Genomic DNA, 21,727 nt, shown 5'->3' on the forward strand with positions numbered 1-21,727 from the left:
CTGCCCTGCACGCTCGCGTAGGCTTGGCGGTTTCCTTCCGTTGCAAGGCGAAAACCCATGGCACACAGCGACATCATCTACACCCCCGACCCGGACGCCGACTCGATCTCCTCAGACGTTGCCGAATACAACGGCATCCTGGTCAGCACCCAGATTCCCGTGCAGGCCGACGGCAGCCTCGAGCTGGGCGATATCACCACCCAGTGCGAGTGCACCCTGCAGGCTTTGAAAGTTGCCCTGGAGCGTGCCGGCAGCTCGATGGACCGGGTGTTGCACCTGACCATCTACCTGACCGACATGGCCGATCGGGCGGCGTTCAACGAGGTGTACCAGCGGTTCTTCAAAAAGCCGTGGCCGGTGCGTGCGGCGGTGGGCGTGGCTTCGCTGGCGTTCGAGGGGATGCGTGTGGAAGTGACGGCGATGGCGGCCAAGGGCTGAGATCTGCTCATGGGCCGCCTATGGCGCGGCCCTATGATGACGGTCCTTCATCAAACGCTGCTTTCTTGTGGTCCATCGCGCAATGCCGCATTAAGCGTCTCACCAACACCAATTGCCACCTGGCCCATAGGTGACGTCTGAGCTCGCACCCTTTTCTCTTGGTACATATCGTTGATATCAACCTGCAACGCCTTTGCCTTGGCGCCAAAATTGACCTCTTGGCTAGATGAGAGCATGTCAGAAATCTTGGAAATCGAAGCGGCACCGACGACCGCGCCAAGCAGGCCCAACTCCGTAGCCCAATGACCACCGCCCTCCTCCGTGGCGCCTAGATATAGGCCTGCCCCCCATCCAACAACAGCTGAAGTTGTACTAGTCAGCGCTCCAACAACATGGGTAGCCCTCTGCATGAATGTCACAGGTTGACCCGCCAGCCCTTCAAGCTGGTTGTCTATCAGTATTTTCCGATTTCCCGAGTAGACGGACATGTCCCATAACTGTTTGAAATGATGGGGTGCCTCGTTCGCACCAGCCGTGCCTACTGCAGAGGCCGCCGTGGCCAGGAGTGATCTGACAAAAGTCCTCTCAGTACCCCGGGAATCATGGAAGTTGATCGGATCACCCTGACAGTACGCAAAAGCATTGATCCCCCCCGCCCCAAACGGACTCAACCGATCAGGCGAGTTGAACCGCATCAGCAATGGATTGAAGGTCCGATACCCGTTGCCCAGGTGATAATGGCCCGTCAACGAATCGCGGGGCTGGCCGCAATAGGCCAACAGAGCCCCGCGCTTATCGGAAACGGCCCCATACGGCGCATAAGCCCTGGGCAGGCTGGAGCTCCCCAGCACTGATCGCTGCTGGTCGATCACGGCCAAACGGCTGGAAGTCATCTCACAACCTCTTGCAGAAAGATATTGGACCCGACGCTAACACCACCGCGCCGCATACATAACTGACAAAAATACCAGGCCTTCTATCACCGTTTGGGCAAGTTCATCGGTTATGGATGCCCCCGCCCCGATTCACCGCTACAATGCCCGCCTTACCGTGACAGCCCGAACCTATAACGACATGTCCCTTCCAAAGCACCACCTGGAACTGCTCAGCCCTGCCCGTGACGTGAGCATCGCCCGCGAGGCGATCCTGCACGGCGCCGACGCCATCTACATCGGCGGCCCGAGCTTCGGCGCACGCCACAACGCCTGCAACGAGGTCAGCGAAATCGCCGAGCTGGTCGAGTTCGCCCGGCGCTACCATGCCCGCGTGTTCACCACCATCAATACCATCCTCCACGACAACGAACTGGAGCCAGCACGCAAGCTGATCCACCAGCTGTACGACGCCGGTGTCGACGCGCTGATCGTGCAGGACCTGGGGGTGATGGAGCTGGATATCCCGCCGATTGAGCTGCATGCCAGCACCCAGACAGATATCCGCACCCTGGAGCGGGCCAAGTTCCTCGACCAGGCCGGCTTCTCCCAGCTGGTGCTGGCCCGCGAGCTCAACCTGCAACAGATCCGCAGCATCGCAGCAGAGACCGACGCGGCCATCGAGTTCTTCATCCATGGCGCGCTGTGCGTGGCTTTCTCCGGCCAATGCAACATCTCCCACGCCCAGACCGGGCGCAGTGCGAATCGCGGCGACTGCTCCCAGGCCTGCCGCCTGCCATACACCCTCAAGGACGACCAGGGCCGCGTGGTAGCCTTCGAAAAGCACCTGCTGTCGATGAAGGACAACAACCAGACCGCCAACCTGCGCGACCTGGTCGATGCCGGCGTGCGCTCGTTCAAGATCGAGGGCCGTTACAAGGACATGGGCTATGTGAAGAACATCACCGCCCACTACCGCAAAGAGCTCGACGCCATCCTCGAGGACCGCCCCGAACTGGCTCGCGCCTCCAGTGGCCGCACCGAGCACTTCTTCGTGCCGGATCCGGACAAGACCTTCCACCGCGGCAGCACCGACTACTTCGTCAGCGACCGCAAGATCGACATCGGTGCCTTCGACTCCCCAACCTTCACTGGCCTGCCGGTGGGCGTAGTCGAGAAAGTCGGCAAGCGCGACCTGCTGGTGACCACCGAGGTGCCGCTGACCAACGGCGACGGCCTCAATGTACTGGTCAAACGCGAGGTGGTGGGCTTCCGCGCCAACATCGCCGAGCTGAAAAGTGAATCCGAGGAGGACGGCCAGAAGCGCTACCGCTACCGCGTCGAGCCCAACGAGATGCCCGAGGGCCTGTACAAGCTACGCCCCAACCATCCGCTTTCGCGCAACCTCGACCACAACTGGCAACAGGCGCTGCAACGCACGTCGTCCGAGCGCCGGGTGGGTGTCGAATGGCATGCCGTACTGCGTGAGCAGCGCCTGATGCTGACCCTCAGCAGCGAGGAAGGCGTCAGCGTGCAGGTCGCCCTGGACGGCCCGTTCGGCGCCGCCAACAAGCCGGAACAGGCGCTCGACCAGCTGCACGACCTGCTCGGCCAGTTGGGCACCACGATGTACCACGCCGATGCCATCGAGCTCGATGCGCCCCAGGCGTTCTTCATTCCCAACTCGCAGCTCAAGGCCCTGCGCCGTGAGGCCATCGAGGCGCTGACCGCAGCACGGGTCAAGGCCCACCCGCGTGGCGGGCGCAAGGCCGAGACCACGCCACCGCCGGTGTACCCCGAGTCGCACCTGTCGTTCCTGGCCAACGTCTACAACCAGAAGGCCCGCGACTTCTACCACCGCCACGGCGTGCAGTTGATCGACGCGGCCTACGAGGCTCATGAAGAACACGGCGAGGTGCCGGTGATGATCACCAAGCACTGCCTGCGCTTCTCCTTCAACCTGTGCCCCAAGCAGGCCAAGGGCGTGACCGGCGTGCGCACCAAGGTGGCGCCGATGCAGCTGATCCAGGGCGATGAAGTGCTTACCCTGAAGTTCGACTGCAAGCCTTGCGAGATGCATGTGATCGGCAAGATGAAGAGCCATATCATCGACCTGCCGACACCAGGCAGCGCGGTGGCCCAGGTGGTCGGGCACATCAGCCCCGAAGACCTGCTCAAGACCATCCCGCGCGCGCCGCACTGAGGCATGACCCGTCGTCGCTCCAACAGACTTCACCGGCGGCGGGTCTAGACTGAACAGGGGGCTGCCACACGTGGAGGTGTGAGATGAGCCAGTTCAAGCGATTGTTGGTCATGCTCGGCCCGCAGATGCGCCATACGCCTGCCTTGCAGCGCGCAGCGGCTCTGGCCGAGTCCAGCGGGGCCCTGCTGGACCTCAATGTCTTCGTCGACGATGTCGACACCTTCGGCCTGATGAGCGACAGCCGCGAACGCGAGCGCCTGCTCGACGACAACCGCCAATGGCTGGCCGACGAAGCCGAGCAACTGCGCAATGCCGGCCTGGATGTCTCTACCGAACTGCTGCTGACCCGTGATCCGCTGGGCAGCGTGCTGGAGCAGGTCGAGCGGCTGGGCTGCGACCTGATGGTCAAGGACGTGCAGCACGAACCCATCCTCAAGCGCCTGCTGGTCACCCCGCTGGACTGGCAACTGCTCAAGGACAGCCCGGTGGCGGTGCACCTGGTCAGCGACATCCGCCTGCCCCTGCCCCGACAGATCGCCGCCGCTGTCGATCTCAACAGCCATGGCGCCGGCGAGCACCTGGACGACGCGGTAATCCGCAGCGCCCACGCCCTGGCCCTGCAGTGCAACGCCGAACTGCACCTGTTGCATGTGTGCGATGCGGCCAGGACCCATATCGCCGACTTCGGCGCCGGTACCGTGACCATGCCCGGCTTCGATACCAGCGTGCGCACGGCCCAGCGCACGGCATTCAACCGTCTGGGCGATCACTACCAGATCGACCTCGAACGCCGCCACTTCCTCGAAGGGCCGGCAGTCAAGGCGATCACCCAATACATCGCCGCGCACCGGGTAGATGTGATCGTCATGGGCAATCACCGACACGATGCGTTGCAGGCGTTTCTCGGCGGCACCACGGCGCATGTGCTGGAGCATCCGCTGTGTAATGTGCTGGCGATCAAGGCGGTGCGCTGAATGCCATCGAGGGGCAAGGCCACTCCCGCAATGCGGGAGCAGACCTGCCCCTCGATCGGTAGCTTGCGTGGACTCAGAACGCCTTGCTGTAGAACAGCGAGTACGACTCGATCCCGTCGTTAGGCTGCTTCAGCCCGGCATTGGAGTAGTGCATGGCGCGGATGCCGACCTTCTGCTCCGCCGGCAGTTTCAGGCCGAAACCGATCCTGTCCTCGAAGTTCACCGACGAGCCCAGGCGCTGGTCGCCCACGTCGGTCTTGGAGAACGCCGCCAGGCCGATACCCGCCTCGATGAAGGGGGTGTAGGTAAAGCCACTGAATTCATAGACGAACACCGGGCTGATCGACATCGAGTGGGCCCCACTGGCCTCGCCGCCTTCCCAGTAGGTGTAGGCCGCATCCCAGTATCCGGTCAGATGACCGGTGTCGCTTTCAAGCCATTTCTTGTCCCAGTCGAAGGACAGGCCGATGCGGTAGGTCATGTCGCCCTGGCCAGTAGCACCCACGGCAGCGGACACCTGCGCAGCCTGGGCCAGGTTAACGCCGGCGAACGCCAGCACTGCAGCGGCCAACGTTGTGGCGAGACGGGTTTTCATCAATGACTTTCTCCTGATGGTCTTCACGGGCAGGGCCGCGAAATGCGCGTCCCTGCGTCAATGGAGGCTACGCCCCTCGTTCTTCCTGCATTGGCAACCCCAGACTATGTAAGGTTACAAGCGGTAATACTTCTTTGATTATTGCCAGAATGTACTGATAGTGGAAAGTGATTTGCCACTATTGGCTAAAGGACATTGGGTGCTCGCCATTGGTTCAGTCGTATTCCGCTTCCTCGTGTTCACCCAGCAATCGGCGCTGCCTGTGCGTCGCTCGCCCCGCGACAGGAAACTTACCGCCAGTTGAGATCAACCCGCGCCGGCGCCTTGCCGTCCACCGTCACCTGCTGCTGCACCGTCTGGCCCTCGGCATTGCCGACCACGCGGTAGTGCCCTGGGGGCAATTGCACGAAGATCAACGGACCGACGTCCTGCAATGTCAGTACCGACTGGCCCTGGGCTGATTGGATATCCACCGTGGCACCACTCTGGAACTTGCCTTCGGCACCGGTCGAGAGGGTGATGTGCAGGTCGTAGCCGGGTGTGCGGCGCAGGGCATCGGCTTCAGCCTGGCCGATACCGCCCTGCAGGTAACGGATGCCGTTCTGTTCCTGGGGCTGCAATTGCACGCCCTGCGGATCGATGGGGGTATTCAGGTCGGTGGCCGCTGCAAGGTTCCAAGGCATGGCCAATGCCAGCAACAGCGCGGCGCAAAGGCCGTAATGGTGAGTGCGCATGGTGCATTCCTCCCAGGTGGGATGGTCTACACAATTTGGAGGGTTTTCCGGGGCTCGGGTTCGCCCGTTGACGCACCGTTAGTCCGCGAGGCGTTGCCCTCAAGACAAGGGCAGCTCACGACGCTCCTCCAGCAACTTGATGAACATGCTCAAGCTGCGCGACACCGTCCCCCGTCGCCACACTAGCCAGGTCTTCAAGTAGCGAAAATCCTCGGCCATCGGCCAGGCGCTGACCGTGCTGCACCCCGGCATGTTTTCGAGCATGCTGCGCGGCATCATCGCCAGGCCTGCGCCTGCGCTGACACAGGCGAGCATGCCATGGTACGACTCCATCTCGTGGATCTTGCCCGGCACCGCCTGGTCATGGACGAACCAGCTTTCGAAATGGTGGCGGTACGAGCAGTTGGCGCGAAAAGCGTAGATGCTCGAGCCGTTGACGTCCCGGGCACGGGTCACGGGCGGGTGGTTGAGCGGTGCGATGACCATCATCTCTTCCTCGAACACCGGCATGCCTTCCAGCGTCGGGTGCAGCACCGGTCCATCGACGAAAGCCGCCACCAGGCGCCCGGACAACACCCCTTCGAGCATGGTCCCCGACGGCCCGGTGGACAGATCCAGGTCGACCTTCGGGTAGCGCTGGTTGTAGGCCGCCAGCAAGGCCGGGATGCGCACCGCGGCGGTGCTTTCCAGCGAACCCAGGGCAAAAGTGCCCTGGGGGTCCTCCCCCGCCACGGTCAGCCGCGCCTCGTGTACCAGATCGAGGATGCGCCGGGTGTACTCGAGGAAGTTCCAGCCGGCCGGCGACAGGCGCAGGCGGCTCTTCTCACGGATGAACAGCTCGACGCCCAGGTCCTCCTCAAGCTGCTTGATACGGGTGGTCAGGTTCGACGGCACCCGATGGATCTGCTGGGCGGCGGCGCTGATGCTGCCGTGCTCGGCCACGGCCTTGAACATCTCGAGTTGCACCAGATCCACAGTCATTCTCCAAACGTGAATGTTTCGCTCATTATTATTCAGTTTTCATTAAAGCGCGCCACCACTAGTCTGCGCTCACCCCATCAGAACAATGAGAGCCCTGCCATGAGCGAGATCAGCAGCCTGACCCACGCCATCTCCGTCGACCCCTACAGCGGCGAACGGATCGGCCATTACGCCTTCGACACCGACGCCGCACTGGACGCGGCGCTGCAACGCGCCAAGGCCGGCTACAGCCAGTGGCGCAAAGTGTCGCTGGGCCAGCGCAGCGAGTACCTGGTCGCGCTCGGGCAGGCCCTGCAGGCCAACGCCGAGGCCTTCGCGCAGATGATCGCCCGCGAGATCGGCAAGCCGATCAGCCAGGCCCGCGGTGAAGTCAGCAAGTGTGTCGGCCTGTGCCAGTGGTACGCCGAACACGGCCCGGCCATGCTCGCGCCGGAGCCGACCCAGATCGAAAAGGCCCGTATCGAATACCGCCCGCTTGGCCCGATCCTCGCCGTGATGCCGTGGAACTTCCCAGTCTGGCAGGTGCTGCGCGGCGCGGTGCCGGCGCTGCTGGCGGGCAACACCTACGTGCTCAAGCACGCGCCCAACGTGATGGGTAGCGCCTACCTGCTGGCCGACCTGTTCAAACGCGCCGGCCTGCCTGAGGGCGTGTTCGAAGTGCTCAATGTCACCCCAGAGGGCGTCACCCGCGCCATCAACGACCCGCGCATCGCCGCCATCACCCTGACCGGCAGCGTGCGCGCCGGCATGGCCATCGGCGCGCAAGCCGGTGCGGCGCTGAAGAAGTGCGTGCTGGAGCTGGGCGGCTCCGATCCGTTCATCGTACTGGCCGATGCCGACCTCGATGCCGCGGTGAAGGCCGCCGTGATCGGCCGCTACCAGAACACCGGCCAGGTCTGCGCCGCGGCCAAGCGCCTGATTGTAGAAGAAAGCATTGTCGAGGCGTTCACCCACAAGTTCGTCGAGGCCACCCGTGCGCTGACCGTCGGCAATCCGCTGGACGACGCCACCTACATCGGCCCGATGGCGCGCTACGACCTGCGCGATGAACTCGACGGCCAGGTCCAGGCGACCCTCGCCGAAGGCGCCACCCTGCTGCTGGGGGGCAAAAAGGTCGAGGGCGCGGCCAACTTCTACGAGCCGACGGTATTCGCCAACGTCACCCCGGACATGACCGCGTTCAAACAGGAGCTGTTCGGGCCGGTGGCGGCGATCATCAGCGCCCGCGACGCCGACCACGCCGTGGCGCTGGCCAACGACAGCGAATTCGGCTTGGCGGCAACCATCTACACCGCCGACTATGCCTTGGCCGAGCGCATGACCGCTGCGCTGGACACCGGCGGCGTGTTCATCAACGGCTACTGCGCATCCGACCCCCGCGTGGCGTTCGGTGGCGTGAAGAAAAGTGGCTTTGGCCGTGAGCTGTCACACTTCGGCGTGCGCGAGTTCACCAATGCCCAGACGGTGTGGCTGGATCGCAACTGATCCCCGCGCCCCGATACCACCGCTGCGGGAGCGGCTCCAGCCGCCCCGCACCTGACGTTGCCGCCTGGCCATGCGCAACTGGGCTGCAAATCGGCCCGATCCTGTATCTTGAATCCCCTTCCCATACACGAATAATCGAGCACCTCCCTAGCGAACCGGAGGTACCCATGAGCCTGCAACCCGACACCCGTCGCCTGACCGTCCCTGAACTGGCCGCCATGAAGGGCCGGCAGAAGATCGTCGCCCTCACCGCCTACAGCACGCCGATCGCTCGCCTGATCGACCCGTTGATGGACTTCATCCTGGTGGGCGACTCGACCGCCATGGTCGCCTATGGACGGCGCTCAACCTTGGCCATGCGGCTGGACGAAACCATCAGCCACACCCGTGCCGTGGTCGACTGCACCCAGCACGCCTGCGTGATCGCCGACATGCCTTTCGGCAGTTACCAGGAGTCCCCTGAACAGGCACTGCGCAGCTGCGCCAGGGTGCTGGCCGAAACCGGATGCGACGCGGTGAAGCTGGAAAGCAACCGCATACTGGCCGCCACGGTGGCGTTTCTGGTCGAGCGGGGTATTCCGGTGATGGCCCACGTCGGCTTGATGCCGCAGTTCGTCAATGTCCTGGGCGGCTACAAGGCACAAGGGCTGACCGAGGAAAGCGCCGCCACCATCCATGCCGATGCGCGCGCCAACCTGGCCGCCGGCGCCTTCAGCCTGCTGCTCGAGGGCGTGGCCGAGCCACTGGCCCGACGTATCAGCGAAGAAAGTCGGCAGCCTTGCATCGGTATCGGCGCCTCCCCGGCCTGCGATGGCCAGATCCTGGTCACCGAGGATCTGCTCGGGCTGAGCGGGCCGCGCAAGGCGAAGTTCGTCAAGCAGTACGCCGACGTGGCGACAGTCATCCGCTTAGCCTGCGCCCGCTATGCCAATGAAGTGCGTCAGGGTGAATTCCCTGAACGCGAGCATTGCTACGGCAGCTGAGGTGCCTGACGGATCGCCCGGGCCAACTTGACCAGCGCAGCTTCGATGTCCAGCTGCCAATCGACGGTAAAGCTCAGCCGCAGATGGTCGCGCCAGAACCCGGCCTGGCTGAACAACGCCCCCGGCACGATCACCACGCCCTGATCCAGCAACTGCTTGCACACGGCCTGCATGTCTACCGGGCGCACCGCCTGCAGCCAGAACGTGGCGCCCGCCACGGGCATCGTCAGGCGCAGGCAGTCAGCGGCGTGACGCTCAAGCAACTGCGCCATGCGCTGACGGCTGCGTGCCAGGTGCCGGATCAGCTGGCCCTGGTGCCGGGCCAGGCTTCCGGTACTCAGCAATCGGGCAACGGCCTGTTGCCGATAGCTCGGCAGGCGAAAACCCTGGGCAAGAAAGGCTTGGGCCAGGCTCGACGCCGCGCCACGGCACAACAGGTAACCGAACGGTGCCTCCGCGCCGATGCACTTGTCGAAACCGGCCAGCACCAGCAAACGTTCCGGGTCGGCATGGTCACGGTATCGCTGGCCCGCCGCAGCCTCGCACAGCGCGCCATAACTGTCGTTTTCGATCAGCCACGCCTGGTGCTCGGCCAGCAAGGCGCACAGATGCTGCTTATCCTGGATCGGCATCGCGCCGCCCTGGGGTATGTTGACGGTCGAGGACAGTACCGCCGCCCTGATCGGCTTTTCGCTGAATACTCGCGCCACGGCCTGCAGATCGAAACGACCGTCCGCGCCAAGTGGTGCCTCGACGATCTGCATCCCCGCCGCCTGCAGCAGCCGCAGGACCAGCCAGGAGCAAGGCGACTCGACCAGTACCCAGGCGCCCCGTGGCAACAGTGTGCGCAGCGCAAGCTCGAACACGCTGCGCCAATCGGCGCCGACGAACACTTGGTCGGCCTGCCAGTGATCATCCACGCCGCGGCTGTAGCAGCGGGCCAGGGCCTCGCGCAGCGCCGGTTCGCCAAAAGGTGCGAATGGTGGTGCGTCGGCACGGGGCAGCTGGCGCAGCAACTCGCGCTCGACACTCAGCAACGGTCCCTCCAGGGACGCCAGCATGGTCGGTGAGTCGCTGCTCAGGGCCAGCATCCCCGGTTGCCGGGCGCTGGCATACAGACGGTCGATCAGGCTGAGCGCAGGCGGCAGCCGCGACGAGGCTGCCCCGGCCACGCTGAAGTAACCGACCTTGGGGCGTGCCTGGATCCGCCCCTGGGCTTCGAGCAGGGCGAATGCCTGTTTGCTGGACGACAGCGAGACGTTCAAGTGCCGGGCAACATCGCGCAGCGAGGGCAACCGATGCGCCAGCTCCGGTGCGCGGGCGTCGAGCCAGGCGCTCAGGTAGCGGTGGACTTTCTGGTAGGTGAAACGGGGCGTCTGCGCGGTGTCCATACCGGTCCTCCGAAAAACTGCGGCAGGCACACTAGGCTCTGTATGAAAAGCCTTGATACTCGGTGATGCTGCGTTGAAAACAGCCTCGGAATGCTCATTTACAACCCGTAAAGTCGAGCGCGACTCCGACCGTTCCTCGGCTGTTTTCGCCTTGCCTGACCTTCGTCTCAAGACTTTTCATACAGACCCTAGCAAGCTTTGCCGCACTGTCCTAGGCTCTGCACCAAATGTATCTGCACTCGCCCATACTGCGTTGAAGCGGGGCTCGGTCATGTACGCCAGTACATTCCGCTTCCTCACCCCGTTTCGCCTTGTCTGGCCTTCGCGCAGACACATTTGCTACAGACCCTAGCTTGCCCGCCGCCGCTTGAGCGTTTCGCTCGGCAGTTCGCGAAACAGCTGCCGGTAACTTTCGGAAAACCGTCCCAGGTGCCAGAACGACCAGCGCATCGCCACTTCGGCCACGGTCGCGTCACCCGCCAGCAGATCGCGCCGCGCGCCGTTCAGGCGACGCAGGCGCAACCAATGCGCCGGTGGCAGGTTGGTGAAACCCTTGAAGGCTTGCTGCAATTGACGCACGGAAACCCCGGCGACCTTGGCCAGTTGCAGCAGGTTTAGGGTTTCGTCGGGGCAGTCGGCGGCCCACTCGCTGACCCGGCGCATGATCGCCCGCTCCTCGTCGCGCCGCCCCAGCGCCTCGCCCTGCAGGCGCTGGCCGGCGTTGTCGAGGATGAACAGGCAGTCCTCCAGCAACTGCTCGCCCAGCGCCCCGCCCTCCAGCGGGCAATCGGCCTGCCCCAGTTGCGTGAGCGTGGCGCTAAGCCAGTTGCCGAACAAAGCGTTCTGCTGGCAGGTCAGCGGCACCATGAACAGACCGCGCAGGCGTTCCAGGTCGAGGCCGTGGCTGGCCAAAAACGGCTGCTCGAACACCACCGCCACTTCCTGATAGTTCTCCGGGGTGATCCAGATATTGCGGCTGTCTTCATTGAGCAAATAGAGGCTGTTTTCACTGCGGTCGAAGCAGAACGCCAGGGCGCCGCTGGGCGCGCGAAAGAACTGCTCGACCCGGGTGTTCAGGCGCTCCTCGTAGACCTCCACGCCATCGAGGCCCAGCCAGCGCAGCTGGCCGTTGAAATGCCCGGGCGACATCTGCCGGTATTGCTGCTGCCAGCCAGGGGTGACGCGGGTCTGTTCGGTCACATCGGTGGTGCGGTAATCCTGGACCTGCAAGGCGGTTGGCGTTGTCACGCGCTGTCCTAGTTGCACTCTTTTGGTGCATTCGTTGCCGAAGAAAGTGGATAGATCGCCTTGGTGGGCAGCGACCAAGATAGTCCTCAGCGTCACCTGTGGGAAGTGCCCCTCGGCACTGAACGCCTTGCGTCCCACCACAACTACCCAACCAAGAGGTTTGTATGAACGCCCCCTTCGATCAGCTGTCCACCTGGCTGAAAGAACACCGGATCACCGAAGTCGAATGCGTGATCAGCGACCTGACCGGCATCGCCCGCGGCAAGATCGCCCCGACCGCCAAGTTCCTCCACGAGCGCGGCATGCGCCTGCCCGAGAGCGTGCTGCTGCAGACCGTCACCGGCGACTATGTCGACGACGACATCTACTACAGCCTGCTCGACGCCGCCGACATCGACATGGTCTGCCGCCCCGACCCCACGGCGGTGTACCAGATCCCCTGGGCCATCGAACCGACCGCGATCGTCATCCACGACACCTTCGACAAACAAGGCAACCCCATCGAGCTGTCGCCGCGCAACGTACTCAAGAAGGTGCTCAAGCTGTACGCCGACAAGGGCTGGCAGCCGATCGTCGCGCCGGAGATGGAGTTCTACCTCACCCAGCGCTGCGAGGACCCGGACCTGCCGCTGCAGGTGCCGCTGGGCCGCTCGGGCCGCGCCGAAAGTGGCCGTCAGTCGTTTTCCATCGATGCCGCCAACGAATTCGACCCGCTGTTCGAGGACGTCTACGACTGGTGCGAAATCCAGGGCCTGGACCTCGACACGCTGATCCATGAAGACGGCCCGGCGCAGATGGAGATCAACTTCCGCCACGGCGACGCCCTGGACCTGGCCGACCAGATCACCGTATTCAAGCGCACGATGCGCGAGGCGGCGCTCAAGCACAACGTCACCGCCACCTTCATGGCCAAGCCGATCACCGATGAACCGGGCAGCGCCATGCACCTGCACCAGAGCGTGGTCGACATCGCCACTGGCAAGCCGATCTTCGCCAATGACGACGGCAGCATGAGCGAGCTGTTCCTGCATCATATCGGCGGCCTGCAGAAGTACATCCCCAAGCTGTTGCCGATGTTCGCGCCGAACGTCAACTCGTTCCGCCGCTTCCTGCCTGACACCTCGGCGCCGGTGAACGTCGAATGGGGTGAGGAAAACCGTACCGCCGGCCTGCGCGTGCCAACGTCGAGCCCCGAAGCGATGCGCGTGGAGAACCGCCTGCCGGGCGCCGACGCCAACCCCTACCTGGCCATCGCCGCGAGCCTGCTGTGCGGTTACATCGGCATGGTCGAGAAACTCGAACCCAGCGCCCCGGTACAGGGCCGCGCCTATGAGCGGCGCAACCTGCGCCTGCCGATCACCATCGAGGACGCGCTGCAGCACATGGAAGACTGCGAAAAGGTGCAGCAGTACCTCGGCCAGCAGTTCGTCCAGGGCTACGTCGCGGTCAAGCGTGCCGAGCATGAAAACTTCAAGCGCGTGATCAGTTCGTGGGAGCGCGAGTTCCTGCTGTTGAGCGTCTGATCCGCTTTCTGGCAGGCCAGATCCCACGGCAGAACCAAGATGCCTGTGGGAGCCGGCTTGCCGGCGATGGGCTGCAAAGCAGCCCCTACACCACCGAACTCGAAGAACAAGACCAACGAGGTGTCGACATGCGTCATCCGCAAGCTTTGATCCCCGCAACCTTCGCCCTGCTGTTCGGCGCGGCCGTCCAGGCCCAGCCGACGGTGAGCGTCTACAACTGGACCGACTACATCGGTGACACCACCCTGGCCGACTTCCAGGCCAGCAGCGGGATCAAGGTGGTCTATGACGTGTTCGACTCCAACGAAACCCTGGAGGGCAAGCTGCTGGCCGGGCGCACCGGCTACGACGTGGTCGTGCCCTCCAACCATTTCCTCGCGCGCCAGGCTCAGGCCGGCGCGTTCCTGCCGCTGGACCGCAGCAAGCTGCCGAACTGGCGGCACCTGGACCCGAAACTGCTCAAGCAACTGGAGCAGAACGACCCGGGCAACCAGTACGCCGTACCGTACCTCTGGGGCACCAACGGCATCGGCTACAACGTCGACAAGGTCAAGGCGGTGCTGGGCATCGACAGGATCGACTCCTGGGCCGTACTGTTCGAAGCCGAGAACCTGAAGAAGCTCAAGCAGTGCGGCGTGGCGTTCATGGACTCGCCCGACGAGCTCTACCCCGCCATGCTCAACTACCTGGGCATGAACCCGCGCAGCGAGAAGGCCGATGACTACAAGAAGGCCGAGGACCGCCTGCTGGAGCTGCGCCCGTACATCACCTACTTCCATTCCTCCAAGTACGTTTCGGACTTGGCCAATGGTGATGTCTGCATCGCCTTCGGCTACTCCGGCGACGTACTGCAGGCCGCGCACCGCGCCGAAGAGGCCGGCAACGGCGTCAAGGTCGCCTACAGCATTCCCAAGGAAGGCAGCAACCTGTGGTTCGACCTGCTGGCCATCCCCAAGGACGCCAAGAACCCCGAGCAGGCCCTGGCCTTCATCAACTACCTGCTCGACCCCAAGGTGATCGCCAAGGTCAGTGCCACGGTCGGCTATGCCAACGCCAACCCCGACGCCAAGGCCGACATGGACCCGGCGCTGGTCGACAACCCCGAGATCTACCCGCCGCAGGAGGTGCTGGACAAACTGTATGTCTCGTCCATGCAGAGCCCGCCGATCCTGCGGCAGATGACCCGCTCCTGGAGCAAGATCAAGTCCAACCGCTGAGCCGAGCACACCCATGCCTCACATGACTGAACACACTGCCTCCTACTACGCCGCCTCGGCGCGCCAGGCGGCGACCTACCCCGTGCTCGACCAGGACCTGCAGGCCGATGTCTGCGTGGTCGGCGGTGGCCTGACCGGAGTCAACGCGGCCCTGGAACTGGCCGAACGCGGCCTCTCGGTGATCCTGCTGGAGGCCCGCCGTATTGGCTGGGGCGCCAGCGGGCGCAACGGCGGGCAACTGATCCGCGGCATCGGCCATGACGTCTCGGGCTTTGCCCGCCATGTCGGCCAGGACGGCGTGCGCTACCTCAAGCAGGCCGGGATCGATTCGGTGGCCCTGGTCGCCCGCCGTATCGCGCAATATGGCATCGACTGCGACCTGCGCTGGGGGTTCTGCGAGCTGGCCAACACCCCCGCCCAGTTCGCCGCATTCGAGGACGAGCAATGCGACCTCGCCACACTGGGCTACCCGCATGAGACCCGCCTGGTCGGCCCCGAGCGCATGCACGAGATCGTCGCCAGCGACCTGTACGCCGGCGGCCTGGTCGACATGGGCTCGGGCCATCTGCACCCGCTCGACCTGGTCCAGGGCGAAGCCCACGCCGCTCATGGCCTGGGGGTGCGCATCTTCGAGCAAAGCTCGGTACTGCGCATCGAACATGGCAGTACGGTGATCCTGCACACCGCCCGCGGCAAGGTGCGCGCGCAGAGCCTGGTACTCGGCTGCAACGCCCACCTCGACGAACTGGAGCCACGCTTGAGTGGCAAGGTGCTGCCGGCCGGCAGCTACGTGGTGGCGACCGAACCACTGCCTGAAGGCCTGGCGCGTACGCTGATCCCGCAGCAGATGGCGCTGTGCGACCAGAAAGTGGGCCTGGACTACTACCGCCTGACCGCCGACAACCGCCTGCTGTTCGGTGGCGCCTGCCACTATTCCGGGCGCGACCCCAAGGACATCGGCGCCTACATGCGGCCCAAGGTACTCAAGGTGTTCCCGCAACTGGCCGAGGTGCGCCTGGACTACCAGTGGGGCGGCATGATCGGCATCACCGCCAACCGCTTCCCCCAGGTAGGCCGGCTCAGCCAACACCCCAACGTGTTCTATGCCCAGGGCTACTCCGGGCATGGTTTGAACGTCACCCACTGGACAGCGAAACTGCTCGCCGAAGCCATTGCCACCGAGCAAAGCCATGGCTTCGATGTGTTCCGCGCGGTGCCGCACCTGACCTTCCCCGGCGGCAAGGCACTGCGCTCGCCGCTGCTGGCACTGGGGATGCTATGGTATCGCTTGCGCGAGGCGCTGGGCTGACGACCCACCGTCAAAGGATGGCCTGCAGCCCCTTGTCGGCAATGATATTCAGCAGCTTCAAGGCCGGCCCGGCCGGGCGTGTTTCGCCCTGCTCCCATTTGCGTACTGTCGATGCGCTGGTGTGCAGGTGCAGGGCGAACACCGGCTGGCTGAAGTTAAGGGCTTCACGCAGGTGGCGGATGTCCTGGGCAGTGAACGCTCGCACCGGAGCCGGGCAGATCGCCTCGAAGTCCCTCAGCGTAACCTTGCCGACAGCGCCTGCCTGCTCCAGAGCCGACAGGTCGGCACGCAATGACTCAATGAGTTTGCTGGTCACAATGGACCTCCATCAATACTCCGCAGCCCAATGCCTTGGCCAGAGCGCGGGGTGACAATTCCAGAAAAACCTTGCCGGTAAACTGCAGGGCCTTTTGCTCGGCCGGCGTGACATTGGCCAGGTCGCTTTTGGCGAATCCATGCAGGAACACATATCGATCGCCTATACGAGCCGTCAGGAGCATCCGATAACCACCCCGCTTACCACTGCACAGGCCTGCAATACGCTGCTTGAACAACAGACCGCCAAGACTTGCATCAACCAGCCCGCTCCGCATTTCCGCAACTGCCCGGCAGAGCAGGTGGTCCGGCAAGCACTCCCTGGCTTGCCAGCGGGCAAACTCCCTACGCTTGTAGACATCCATGATCGGCACCCGAAACATACCCGTAAAGGGCACACTTTTCCACTATCAGTGATGAATGGATAGTCAGCTCAATCAGGTTGGTCGGTGGGAAACGGCAATCGTCGGCACCCGAACGCTGGCCTTCGGCCCACCACCTGCTAGCGTTGTTCTGGCCCCTTCCCTCATGGACCTTGTCATCATGAAGCACCTGCCTCGCACCACCCTGCTGTGCGCTGCTCTGCTGGCCCTGGTTGCCTGCTCCAGCAACCGTGTCGACCCCAAGGACTATTCCGGGTTTCTCAAGGACTACAGCCGCCTGAAGCCGGCCGAAAGCGTCTCCGGCGCGCCGGTGATGCGCTGGATCGACCCGGACGTGAAGGCCAGCCAGTACACCAAGGTGTTCATCGAACCGAGCCAGTTCTACCCCAAGCCGCAACCGACCAACGTGATCTCGGCGCAGACCCTGCAAGAGATCACCCGCTACTTCAACGAAGCGATGCGCCGCGAACTCGGCAGTGTGCTCACCCTGGTCAAGGAGCCCGGGCCGAATACCATCGTTGTGCGCCCGGCGATCACCGCGGTCTCCACCAGCACCGAGGGCCTCAAGCCCTATGAAGTGATCCCCATCGCCTTGGTCGCCGCGGCTGTCAACACCGCCGCCGGTGGCCGCGACCAGGCCGTGGACATCGCCGTGGAGGCGGCCTTCCTCGATGGCACCAGCCAGAACGTGCTGGCCCAGGTGGTGCGCAAGGGCAGTGGCAAGGACCTGGAGAACGACACCACGCAGCTGACCCTGAACGACGTCAAGCCGGTGCTCGACGGCTGGGCCAGCGACATGCGCCGCAGCTTCGTGGCCCTGCAGCAGAAAGCGAAGTAAGTGACCATTCGGTCAATGCGCGACCACTCGTCGGACGTACTGTAAAAAGGCCATCACTGCCTGGCCGGCCTGCTTAACTCAAGCGGGCTGCCAGGCAGGCGGCACCGCGTACCAGGGATGGCTGCACAAGCCGGCTGCCAACAGCCGCTCGCACCGGGCAAGCCTGTTCTCCCCGCCCGGTCTCCCACTTCCTCCGCCTCTTCGCCCGCCTGCGCCAGTCGTGGTTATCGGTATGTCATTCATCGAATGCAATGGAGGCAATCATGTCTGAATCGCTGCTCGCACCGTCGGAAGGTCTTTTCCCGGTGTCCTACCTCATTGGTACCAACGCGCCAGGTGCCCCGCGCCTGCAAGTCGACCTGCTGGTCTACACGCCAGACCGCAGCGTCAACGGCCACGCGCTGATCACCCAGACCACCAACCCACCGCTGGAGCTGGCGCTGGATGTCTGGGGCACCTACAGCTACCTCACCGTGCAGCCGCCAAGCGAAGGCAAGATCCTGCTGACGGTACGTGGCAACCATGGCGGACCACACGCCAACTCGCCGGAGCAGTTCGAACTGCGTGCGCTGCTCGACCAGGACTGGCAGAAAGGTACGGCCAGCTACCGCTACAACAACGGCCAGCGCTGGATCGAAGTGGACAACGTACCTGTCGTGCTGGAGCTCAAGCGCATCCAGACGCTGGCGAACGTCGACCTGACCACCGAACTGCACAACGCCACCCTGGAGGCAGTGATCGCCACCGGTGATGTCGCGCAACTCAAGCATCTGGCCAGCGGTGCCGTGGGCAAAACCCTGGACCAAGCTCTTGCCTCGACCAAAAGCCCGGCCGCCAAGGCCGCCAAGAAAGCCTGAGCAGACAAGGAGAATCAGCATGTCCTTCGGACTTTTTCATACCCGCCTGAACGTCAGCAACGGGCTGCTCGGCGCACCGATCCTGACCCTCGACCTGCTGGTGAATACCGTGCAGAAGAAGGTCACCGGCAGGGCTTCCATCATCCAGACCACGCATCCGGTTCAGGTGTTCCACGCCAAGGTGTGGGGCGGCTACAGCGAGCTGCCGTTCGCGCCCGCGGGTAGCCCGTCGATCGTCCTGCATCTGGATGGCAGCCCTAGCGGCCCGCTCAGCCAGATTGCCCAGACCTTCCACCTGCAGGGTCTGCTCGACCAGGGCTGGAATGTCGGCACTGCCAGCTACCGCTACTTCATCAACGGCCATTGGGTCGACCAGCATGGCCGCGTGCGCAAGGCGCCGGACATCACCCACCAGGATCAACCGCGACCAGCGGAGCGCCTGAAGGCCGCGATCAGGCACCTGGAAAGCGTCTGACCTGAGCGGTCCGCGGGGCAAGTCCTCCCCACGCTTTCACGTGGGAGCGGGCTTGCCCCGCGTTCATTGGTCAGGCCATGAAGCTGTAGGCGATCGCCGACAGCGTGATCAAGCCGATCAGCACCACGAACACATTCGACAGCTTGCCCGAGTACTGGCGCAACGCCGGCACCTTCTGTACCGCGTACATCGGCATCAGGAACAGCAGGCAGGCGATCACCGGCCCACCAAGGCTCTCGATCAGCCCGAGGATGCTTGGGTTGAGGGTGGCCACCGCCCAGCAGGTCACCAGCATGAACAACGCGGTGGCGCGCTCCAGGCGCTTGGCCGGCCATGTCTTGCCGCGCCCGCGCAGGCTCTTGACGATCATGCCCTGGAAGCCTTCGCTGGCTCCGATGTAGTGGCCGAGGAAGGACTTGGTGATAGCCACCAGCGCGATCAGTGGCGCGACGAAGGCGATCACCGGGGTCTGGAAGTGGTTGGCCAGGTACGACAGGATCGAGATGTTCTGCGCCTTGGCCGCGGCCAGGTCCGCCGGGCTCAGGGCCAGCACGCAGCTGAAGCAGAAGAACATCACCGTCAGCACCATCATCACATGGGCCGTGGCCAGGGTCCGGCCACTCTTGCGGTCGGCATCATTGCCATAGCGGTGCTTCTGGTCGACGGCGAAGGCCGAGATGATCGGCGAATGGTTGAACGAGAACACCATCACCGGAATCGCCAGCCATAGAGTCAGCAGCAGCTTCGAGGCGCTGATGCCCTCGTTGGCCTGGGCGAAGAAGGCGCCGTTCCAGTTGGGGATCAGGCTCAGCGCCAGCAGCAGCAACGAGGCGACGAAGGGATACACCAGCACGCTCATGGCCTTGACGATGATCTGCTGGCCGCAGCGCACCACGATCATCAAGCCGCAGATCAGCAGCAACGCCAACAGTGCTCGGGGCGGCGCACCGATGTGCAGTTGGTGCTCGAAGAAGCTGGTCAGGGTATTGGTCAATGCCACGCTGTAGACCAGCAGGATCGGGAAGATGGCGAAGAAGTACAGCAAGGTGATGAGCTTGCCGGCGCCCACGCCGAAATGCTCCTCCACCACTTCGGTGATGTCCTCGTTGCCGCCTTTGCGCCCGGACAGCACGAAGCGCGTCAGGGCGCGGTGGGCGAAGAAGGTCATGGGGAAGGCCAGCAATGCCAGGATCAGCAACGGCCAGAAGCCCCCGACCCCGGCGTTGATCGGCAGGAACAGGGTGCCGGCGCCGATCGCCGTGCCATACAGGCCCAGGGCCCAGGTGGTGTCGTGGCGGTTCCAGGTGGTCGAGCCACTGGCCGCAGCCGGGGCAGCCGAATCCGCACGAACGCTCGTGGTGCTTTGTACATCAGTCATGGGTATCGCCTTGTAGTTGTTTTTGTCGCAGGTACAGCAGGTGTTGCAGGTTCAATCAGGTTTGCGGGGCACTTCGCGGGAGCCTGTTTCTCAGCACTCGACGAACGCGACGGCCAGGCCGCCGCGGGAGGTTTCCTTGTAGTTGGCGTGCATGTCCGCGCCGGTATCGCGCATGGTGCGGATCACCCGGTCGAGGGAGATGAAATGCTCGCCGTCGCCACGCAAGGCCATCTGCACGGCGTTGATGGCCTTCACCGCGGCAATCGCATTGCGCTCGATGCACGGGATCTGCACCAGGCCACCCACGGGGTCGCAGGTCAGCCCGAGGTTGTGCTCCAGCGCAATCTCTGCAGCGTTTTCCAGCTGCGGCGGGGTCGCGCCAAGCACCTCGGCGAGCCCTGCGGCAGCCATCGAGCAGGCCGAGCCCACTTCACCCTGGCAACCGACTTCGGCGCCGGAAATCGAAGCGTTCTTCTTGCACAAAATGCCCACTGCGGCCGCCGCCAGAAGAAACGCCACCACGTCGTCGTCACAGGCACCGGGGTTGAACTTCATGTAGTAGTGCAGCACCGCCGGGATGATGCCGGCGGCACCGTTGGTGGGCGCGGTGACCATGCGCCCGCCGGCGGCGTTCTCTTCGTTCACCGCCAGGGCGAACAGGTTGACCCACTCCATGGCGCTGAGGGTCGAGCCGATCACGTTCGGCTTGCCGACCTCCTGCAGGCTGCGGTGCAGGCGCGCCGCCCGGCGCTTGACCTTGAGCCCACCCGGCAGGATGCCTTCGTTGCGCAGGCCGTTGTCGACGCATTCGCCCATCGCCGCCCAGATCTTCAACAGGCCTTCGCGGACCTCGCTTTCCGGACGCCAGGCGCACTCGTTGGCCAGCATCAGCTGGCTGACGCTGAGATTGTGGGCCTTGCACAGGGCCAGCAGTTCGGCACCGCTGGAAAATTCGTAAGGCAGCTCGACCAGGCCTTCGTCGCTCGAAGGCGCATCGATTTCAGCTTGTTCGACGATGAAGCCTCCGCCCACCGAATAGTAGGTCTGGCTGAACTGGCTGCCCTGCCCGTCGAAGCTTGCCAGGGTCATCGCATTGGGATGGTAGGCCAGGCTCTCGTCCAACAGGCGCATGTCGCGGCTGTACTGGAAGTCGATCGGATGACTGCCGTCGAGCATCAGGCAGTGCTCCTGCATCAGCTGGTCGATACGCGGCTCGATGCTGTGCGGGTCGATCCGGTCCGGCCACTGGCCCATCAGCCCCAACAGGCAGGCACGGTCGGTGGCGTGCCCGACCCCCGTGGCCGACAGCGAGCCATAAAGGCGTACCTCGACCCGGCGAACCTCGGCCAGCAAGCCGCGCTCGCGCAGAGCCTGGGCAAAGGTCGCCGCGGCGCGCATGGGGCCGACGGTGTGGGAGCTGGATGGGCCGATGCCAATCTTGAAAAGGTCGAAAACACTGATAGCCATGCTAATGCCTGACCGTGACGGCGATCTGCGACACGCCACGGCTCTCCGGAAAATTTGAGCG

21 protein-coding genes are annotated in these 21,727 nt (G+C 63.9%); 11 read left to right on the plus strand and 10 right to left on the minus strand.

The genetic code is table 11. From position 1 onward, the window contains the following. The first annotated feature begins 57 nt into the window (after positions 1–57). Positions 58–438: a RidA family protein gene (locus DFS21_RS11805; RefSeq protein WP_046855763.1), complete on the plus strand. Its 381-nt coding sequence runs from the start codon at positions 58–60 to the stop codon at positions 436–438. A 50-nt stretch (positions 439–488) separates the two neighbouring features. Here the strand turns inward: DFS21_RS11805 and DFS21_RS11810 are convergent, their stop codons facing one another. After that, a complete protein-coding gene (locus DFS21_RS11810; protein ID WP_110699285.1) occupies positions 489–1,331 on the minus strand; it encodes an RHS repeat-associated core domain-containing protein in 843 nt (280 codons plus the stop codon). Between the two features lie 181 nt (positions 1,332–1,512). On the opposite strand from DFS21_RS11810, the gene DFS21_RS11815 reads away from it, so the two are divergent. Together DFS21_RS11815 and DFS21_RS11820 are read left to right on the plus strand one after the other, a co-directional pair. Continuing rightward, positions 1,513–3,513 (plus strand): U32 family peptidase, encoded by a 2,001-nt coding sequence (locus DFS21_RS11815; RefSeq protein WP_110699719.1) that lies wholly within the window; start codon positions 1,513–1,515, stop codon positions 3,511–3,513. 83 nt (positions 3,514–3,596) lie between these two features. Then, entirely contained in the window at positions 3,597–4,487 is an 891-nt protein-coding gene (locus DFS21_RS11820) for a universal stress protein (RefSeq protein ID WP_110699287.1), read from the plus strand. A gap of 73 nt (positions 4,488–4,560) precedes the next feature. On the opposite strand, the gene DFS21_RS11825 is transcribed toward DFS21_RS11820, so the two are convergent. The 3 genes from DFS21_RS11825 to DFS21_RS11835 form a co-directional block, all read right to left on the minus strand. Beyond that, positions 4,561–5,082, minus strand: a complete 522-nt coding sequence (locus DFS21_RS11825; RefSeq protein ID WP_111532361.1) for an acyloxyacyl hydrolase — start codon at positions 5,080–5,082, stop codon at positions 4,561–4,563. Positions 5,083–5,372: 290 nt separating this feature from the next. After that, positions 5,373–5,816 (minus strand): carboxypeptidase regulatory-like domain-containing protein, encoded by a 444-nt coding sequence (locus DFS21_RS11830; RefSeq protein WP_110699291.1) that lies wholly within the window; start codon positions 5,814–5,816, stop codon positions 5,373–5,375. A gap of 99 nt (positions 5,817–5,915) precedes the next feature. Continuing rightward, on the minus strand, positions 5,916–6,791 hold the full coding sequence (locus DFS21_RS11835) for a LysR family transcriptional regulator (protein WP_111532461.1): 876 nt from the start codon (positions 6,789–6,791) through the stop codon (positions 5,916–5,918). Positions 6,792–6,896: 105 nt separating this feature from the next. Between DFS21_RS11835 and DFS21_RS11840 the strand changes: the two genes are divergently transcribed. Then, on the plus strand, positions 6,897–8,282 hold the full coding sequence (locus DFS21_RS11840; protein WP_110699293.1) for an aldehyde dehydrogenase family protein: 1,386 nt from the start codon (positions 6,897–6,899) through the stop codon (positions 8,280–8,282). A 167-nt stretch (positions 8,283–8,449) separates the two neighbouring features. Beyond that, a complete protein-coding gene (gene panB / locus DFS21_RS11845; protein ID WP_110699296.1) occupies positions 8,450–9,265 on the plus strand; it encodes a 3-methyl-2-oxobutanoate hydroxymethyltransferase in 816 nt (271 codons plus the stop codon). Here panB and DFS21_RS11850 read toward each other — a convergent pair. After that, positions 9,253–10,656 (minus strand): PLP-dependent aminotransferase family protein, encoded by a 1,404-nt coding sequence (locus tag DFS21_RS11850; RefSeq protein WP_110699298.1) that lies wholly within the window; start codon positions 10,654–10,656, stop codon positions 9,253–9,255. The two genes, panB and DFS21_RS11850, sit on opposite strands and share 13 nt — an antisense overlap. A gap of 348 nt (positions 10,657–11,004) precedes the next feature. Then, a complete protein-coding gene (locus tag DFS21_RS11855) occupies positions 11,005–11,904 on the minus strand; it encodes a helix-turn-helix domain-containing protein (protein WP_110699300.1) in 900 nt (299 codons plus the stop codon). 164 nt (positions 11,905–12,068) lie between these two features. On the opposite strand from DFS21_RS11855, the gene DFS21_RS11860 reads away from it, so the two are divergent. The 3 genes from DFS21_RS11860 (at position 12,069) to DFS21_RS11870 (ending at position 15,953) form a co-directional block, all read left to right on the plus strand. Continuing rightward, positions 12,069–13,427, plus strand: a complete 1,359-nt coding sequence (locus DFS21_RS11860) for a glutamine synthetase family protein (protein ID WP_028689491.1) — start codon at positions 12,069–12,071, stop codon at positions 13,425–13,427. Positions 13,428–13,555: 128 nt separating this feature from the next. After that, positions 13,556–14,644, plus strand: a complete 1,089-nt coding sequence (locus DFS21_RS11865; protein WP_111532362.1) for a polyamine ABC transporter substrate-binding protein — start codon at positions 13,556–13,558, stop codon at positions 14,642–14,644. A 13-nt stretch (positions 14,645–14,657) separates the two neighbouring features. After that, the gene (locus DFS21_RS11870) at positions 14,658–15,953 is read left to right on the plus strand and encodes an FAD-binding oxidoreductase (protein WP_111532363.1); all 1,296 of its coding nucleotides are present in this window, start codon (positions 14,658–14,660) and stop codon (positions 15,951–15,953) included. Positions 15,954–15,963: 10 nt separating this feature from the next. Here DFS21_RS11870 and DFS21_RS11875 read toward each other — a convergent pair whose 3' ends face one another. Next, positions 15,964–16,269, minus strand: coding sequence for a DNA-binding transcriptional regulator (locus DFS21_RS11875; protein ID WP_046855774.1), 306 nt, complete (start codon positions 16,267–16,269; stop codon positions 15,964–15,966). Beyond that, positions 16,250–16,633 carry a type II toxin-antitoxin system RelE/ParE family toxin gene (locus DFS21_RS11880; protein WP_178082016.1) on the minus strand — a complete coding sequence of 128 codons (384 nt, stop codon included), beginning with the start codon at positions 16,631–16,633 and terminating at the stop codon, positions 16,250–16,252. Before DFS21_RS11880 ends, DFS21_RS11875 begins: the two co-directional genes overlap by 20 nt. Before the next feature lie 178 nt (positions 16,634–16,811). Here DFS21_RS11880 and DFS21_RS11885 point away from each other — a divergent pair, with 178 nt between their 5' ends. The 3 genes from DFS21_RS11885 (at position 16,812) to DFS21_RS11895 (ending at position 18,821) form a co-directional block, all read left to right on the plus strand. Further along, complete coding sequence (locus tag DFS21_RS11885) at positions 16,812–17,489, plus strand: DUF3313 domain-containing protein (protein ID WP_110699305.1); 678 nt, start codon at positions 16,812–16,814, stop codon at positions 17,487–17,489. A 263-nt stretch (positions 17,490–17,752) separates the two neighbouring features. Then, the gene (locus DFS21_RS11890; protein ID WP_111532364.1) at positions 17,753–18,346 is read left to right on the plus strand and encodes a DUF1842 domain-containing protein; all 594 of its coding nucleotides are present in this window, start codon (positions 17,753–17,755) and stop codon (positions 18,344–18,346) included. Positions 18,347–18,365: 19 nt separating this feature from the next. Then, positions 18,366–18,821 carry a DUF1842 domain-containing protein gene (locus DFS21_RS11895; RefSeq protein WP_102682276.1) on the plus strand — a complete coding sequence of 152 codons (456 nt, stop codon included), beginning with the start codon at positions 18,366–18,368 and terminating at the stop codon, positions 18,819–18,821. Between the two features lie 70 nt (positions 18,822–18,891). Here the strand turns inward: DFS21_RS11895 and DFS21_RS11900 are convergent, their stop codons facing one another. Together DFS21_RS11900 and DFS21_RS11905 are read right to left on the minus strand one after the other, a co-directional pair. Continuing rightward, positions 18,892–20,199 (minus strand): serine/threonine transporter, encoded by a 1,308-nt coding sequence (locus tag DFS21_RS11900; protein WP_110699309.1) that lies wholly within the window; start codon positions 20,197–20,199, stop codon positions 18,892–18,894. 90 nt (positions 20,200–20,289) lie between these two features. Next, positions 20,290–21,666, minus strand: a complete 1,377-nt coding sequence (locus tag DFS21_RS11905; protein WP_111532365.1) for an L-serine ammonia-lyase — start codon at positions 21,664–21,666, stop codon at positions 20,290–20,292. Between the last annotated feature and the right edge of the window lie 61 nt (positions 21,667–21,727).

The sequence above is a fragment of the Pseudomonas sp. 2848 genome (assembly GCF_003253945.1).
Taxonomy (GTDB): Bacteria; Pseudomonadota; Gammaproteobacteria; order Pseudomonadales; family Pseudomonadaceae; genus Aquipseudomonas.

What these genes read in the sequence shown, in the direction of transcription:
- DFS21_RS11805 (WP_046855763.1), top strand. Translation starts at nt 58, where the DNA reads ATGGCACACAGCGACATCATCTACACCCCCGACCCGGACGCCGACTCG.
- DFS21_RS11810 (WP_110699285.1), bottom strand. Translation starts at nt 1,331, where the DNA reads ATGACTTCCAGCCGTTTGGCCGTGATCGACCAGCAGCGATCAGTGCTG.
- DFS21_RS11815 (WP_110699719.1), top strand. Translation starts at nt 1,513, where the DNA reads ATGTCCCTTCCAAAGCACCACCTGGAACTGCTCAGCCCTGCCCGTGAC.
- DFS21_RS11820 (WP_110699287.1), top strand. Translation starts at nt 3,597, where the DNA reads ATGAGCCAGTTCAAGCGATTGTTGGTCATGCTCGGCCCGCAGATGCGC.
- DFS21_RS11825 (WP_111532361.1), bottom strand. Translation starts at nt 5,082, where the DNA reads ATGAAAACCCGTCTCGCCACAACGTTGGCCGCTGCAGTGCTGGCGTTC.
- DFS21_RS11830 (WP_110699291.1), bottom strand. Translation starts at nt 5,816, where the DNA reads ATGCGCACTCACCATTACGGCCTTTGCGCCGCGCTGTTGCTGGCATTG.
- DFS21_RS11840 (WP_110699293.1), top strand. Translation starts at nt 6,897, where the DNA reads ATGAGCGAGATCAGCAGCCTGACCCACGCCATCTCCGTCGACCCCTAC.
- panB (WP_110699296.1), top strand. Translation starts at nt 8,450, where the DNA reads ATGAGCCTGCAACCCGACACCCGTCGCCTGACCGTCCCTGAACTGGCC.
- DFS21_RS11850 (WP_110699298.1), bottom strand. Translation starts at nt 10,656, where the DNA reads ATGGACACCGCGCAGACGCCCCGTTTCACCTACCAGAAAGTCCACCGC.
- DFS21_RS11860 (WP_028689491.1), top strand. Translation starts at nt 12,069, where the DNA reads ATGAACGCCCCCTTCGATCAGCTGTCCACCTGGCTGAAAGAACACCGG.
- DFS21_RS11865 (WP_111532362.1), top strand. Translation starts at nt 13,556, where the DNA reads ATGCGTCATCCGCAAGCTTTGATCCCCGCAACCTTCGCCCTGCTGTTC.
- DFS21_RS11870 (WP_111532363.1), top strand. Translation starts at nt 14,658, where the DNA reads ATGCCTCACATGACTGAACACACTGCCTCCTACTACGCCGCCTCGGCG.
- DFS21_RS11880 (WP_178082016.1), bottom strand. Translation starts at nt 16,633, where the DNA reads ATGGATGTCTACAAGCGTAGGGAGTTTGCCCGCTGGCAAGCCAGGGAG.
- DFS21_RS11885 (WP_110699305.1), top strand. Translation starts at nt 16,812, where the DNA reads ATGAAGCACCTGCCTCGCACCACCCTGCTGTGCGCTGCTCTGCTGGCC.
- DFS21_RS11890 (WP_111532364.1), top strand. Translation starts at nt 17,753, where the DNA reads ATGTCTGAATCGCTGCTCGCACCGTCGGAAGGTCTTTTCCCGGTGTCC.
- DFS21_RS11895 (WP_102682276.1), top strand. Translation starts at nt 18,366, where the DNA reads ATGTCCTTCGGACTTTTTCATACCCGCCTGAACGTCAGCAACGGGCTG.
- DFS21_RS11900 (WP_110699309.1), bottom strand. Translation starts at nt 20,199, where the DNA reads ATGACTGATGTACAAAGCACCACGAGCGTTCGTGCGGATTCGGCTGCC.
- DFS21_RS11905 (WP_111532365.1), bottom strand. Translation starts at nt 21,666, where the DNA reads ATGGCTATCAGTGTTTTCGACCTTTTCAAGATTGGCATCGGCCCATCC.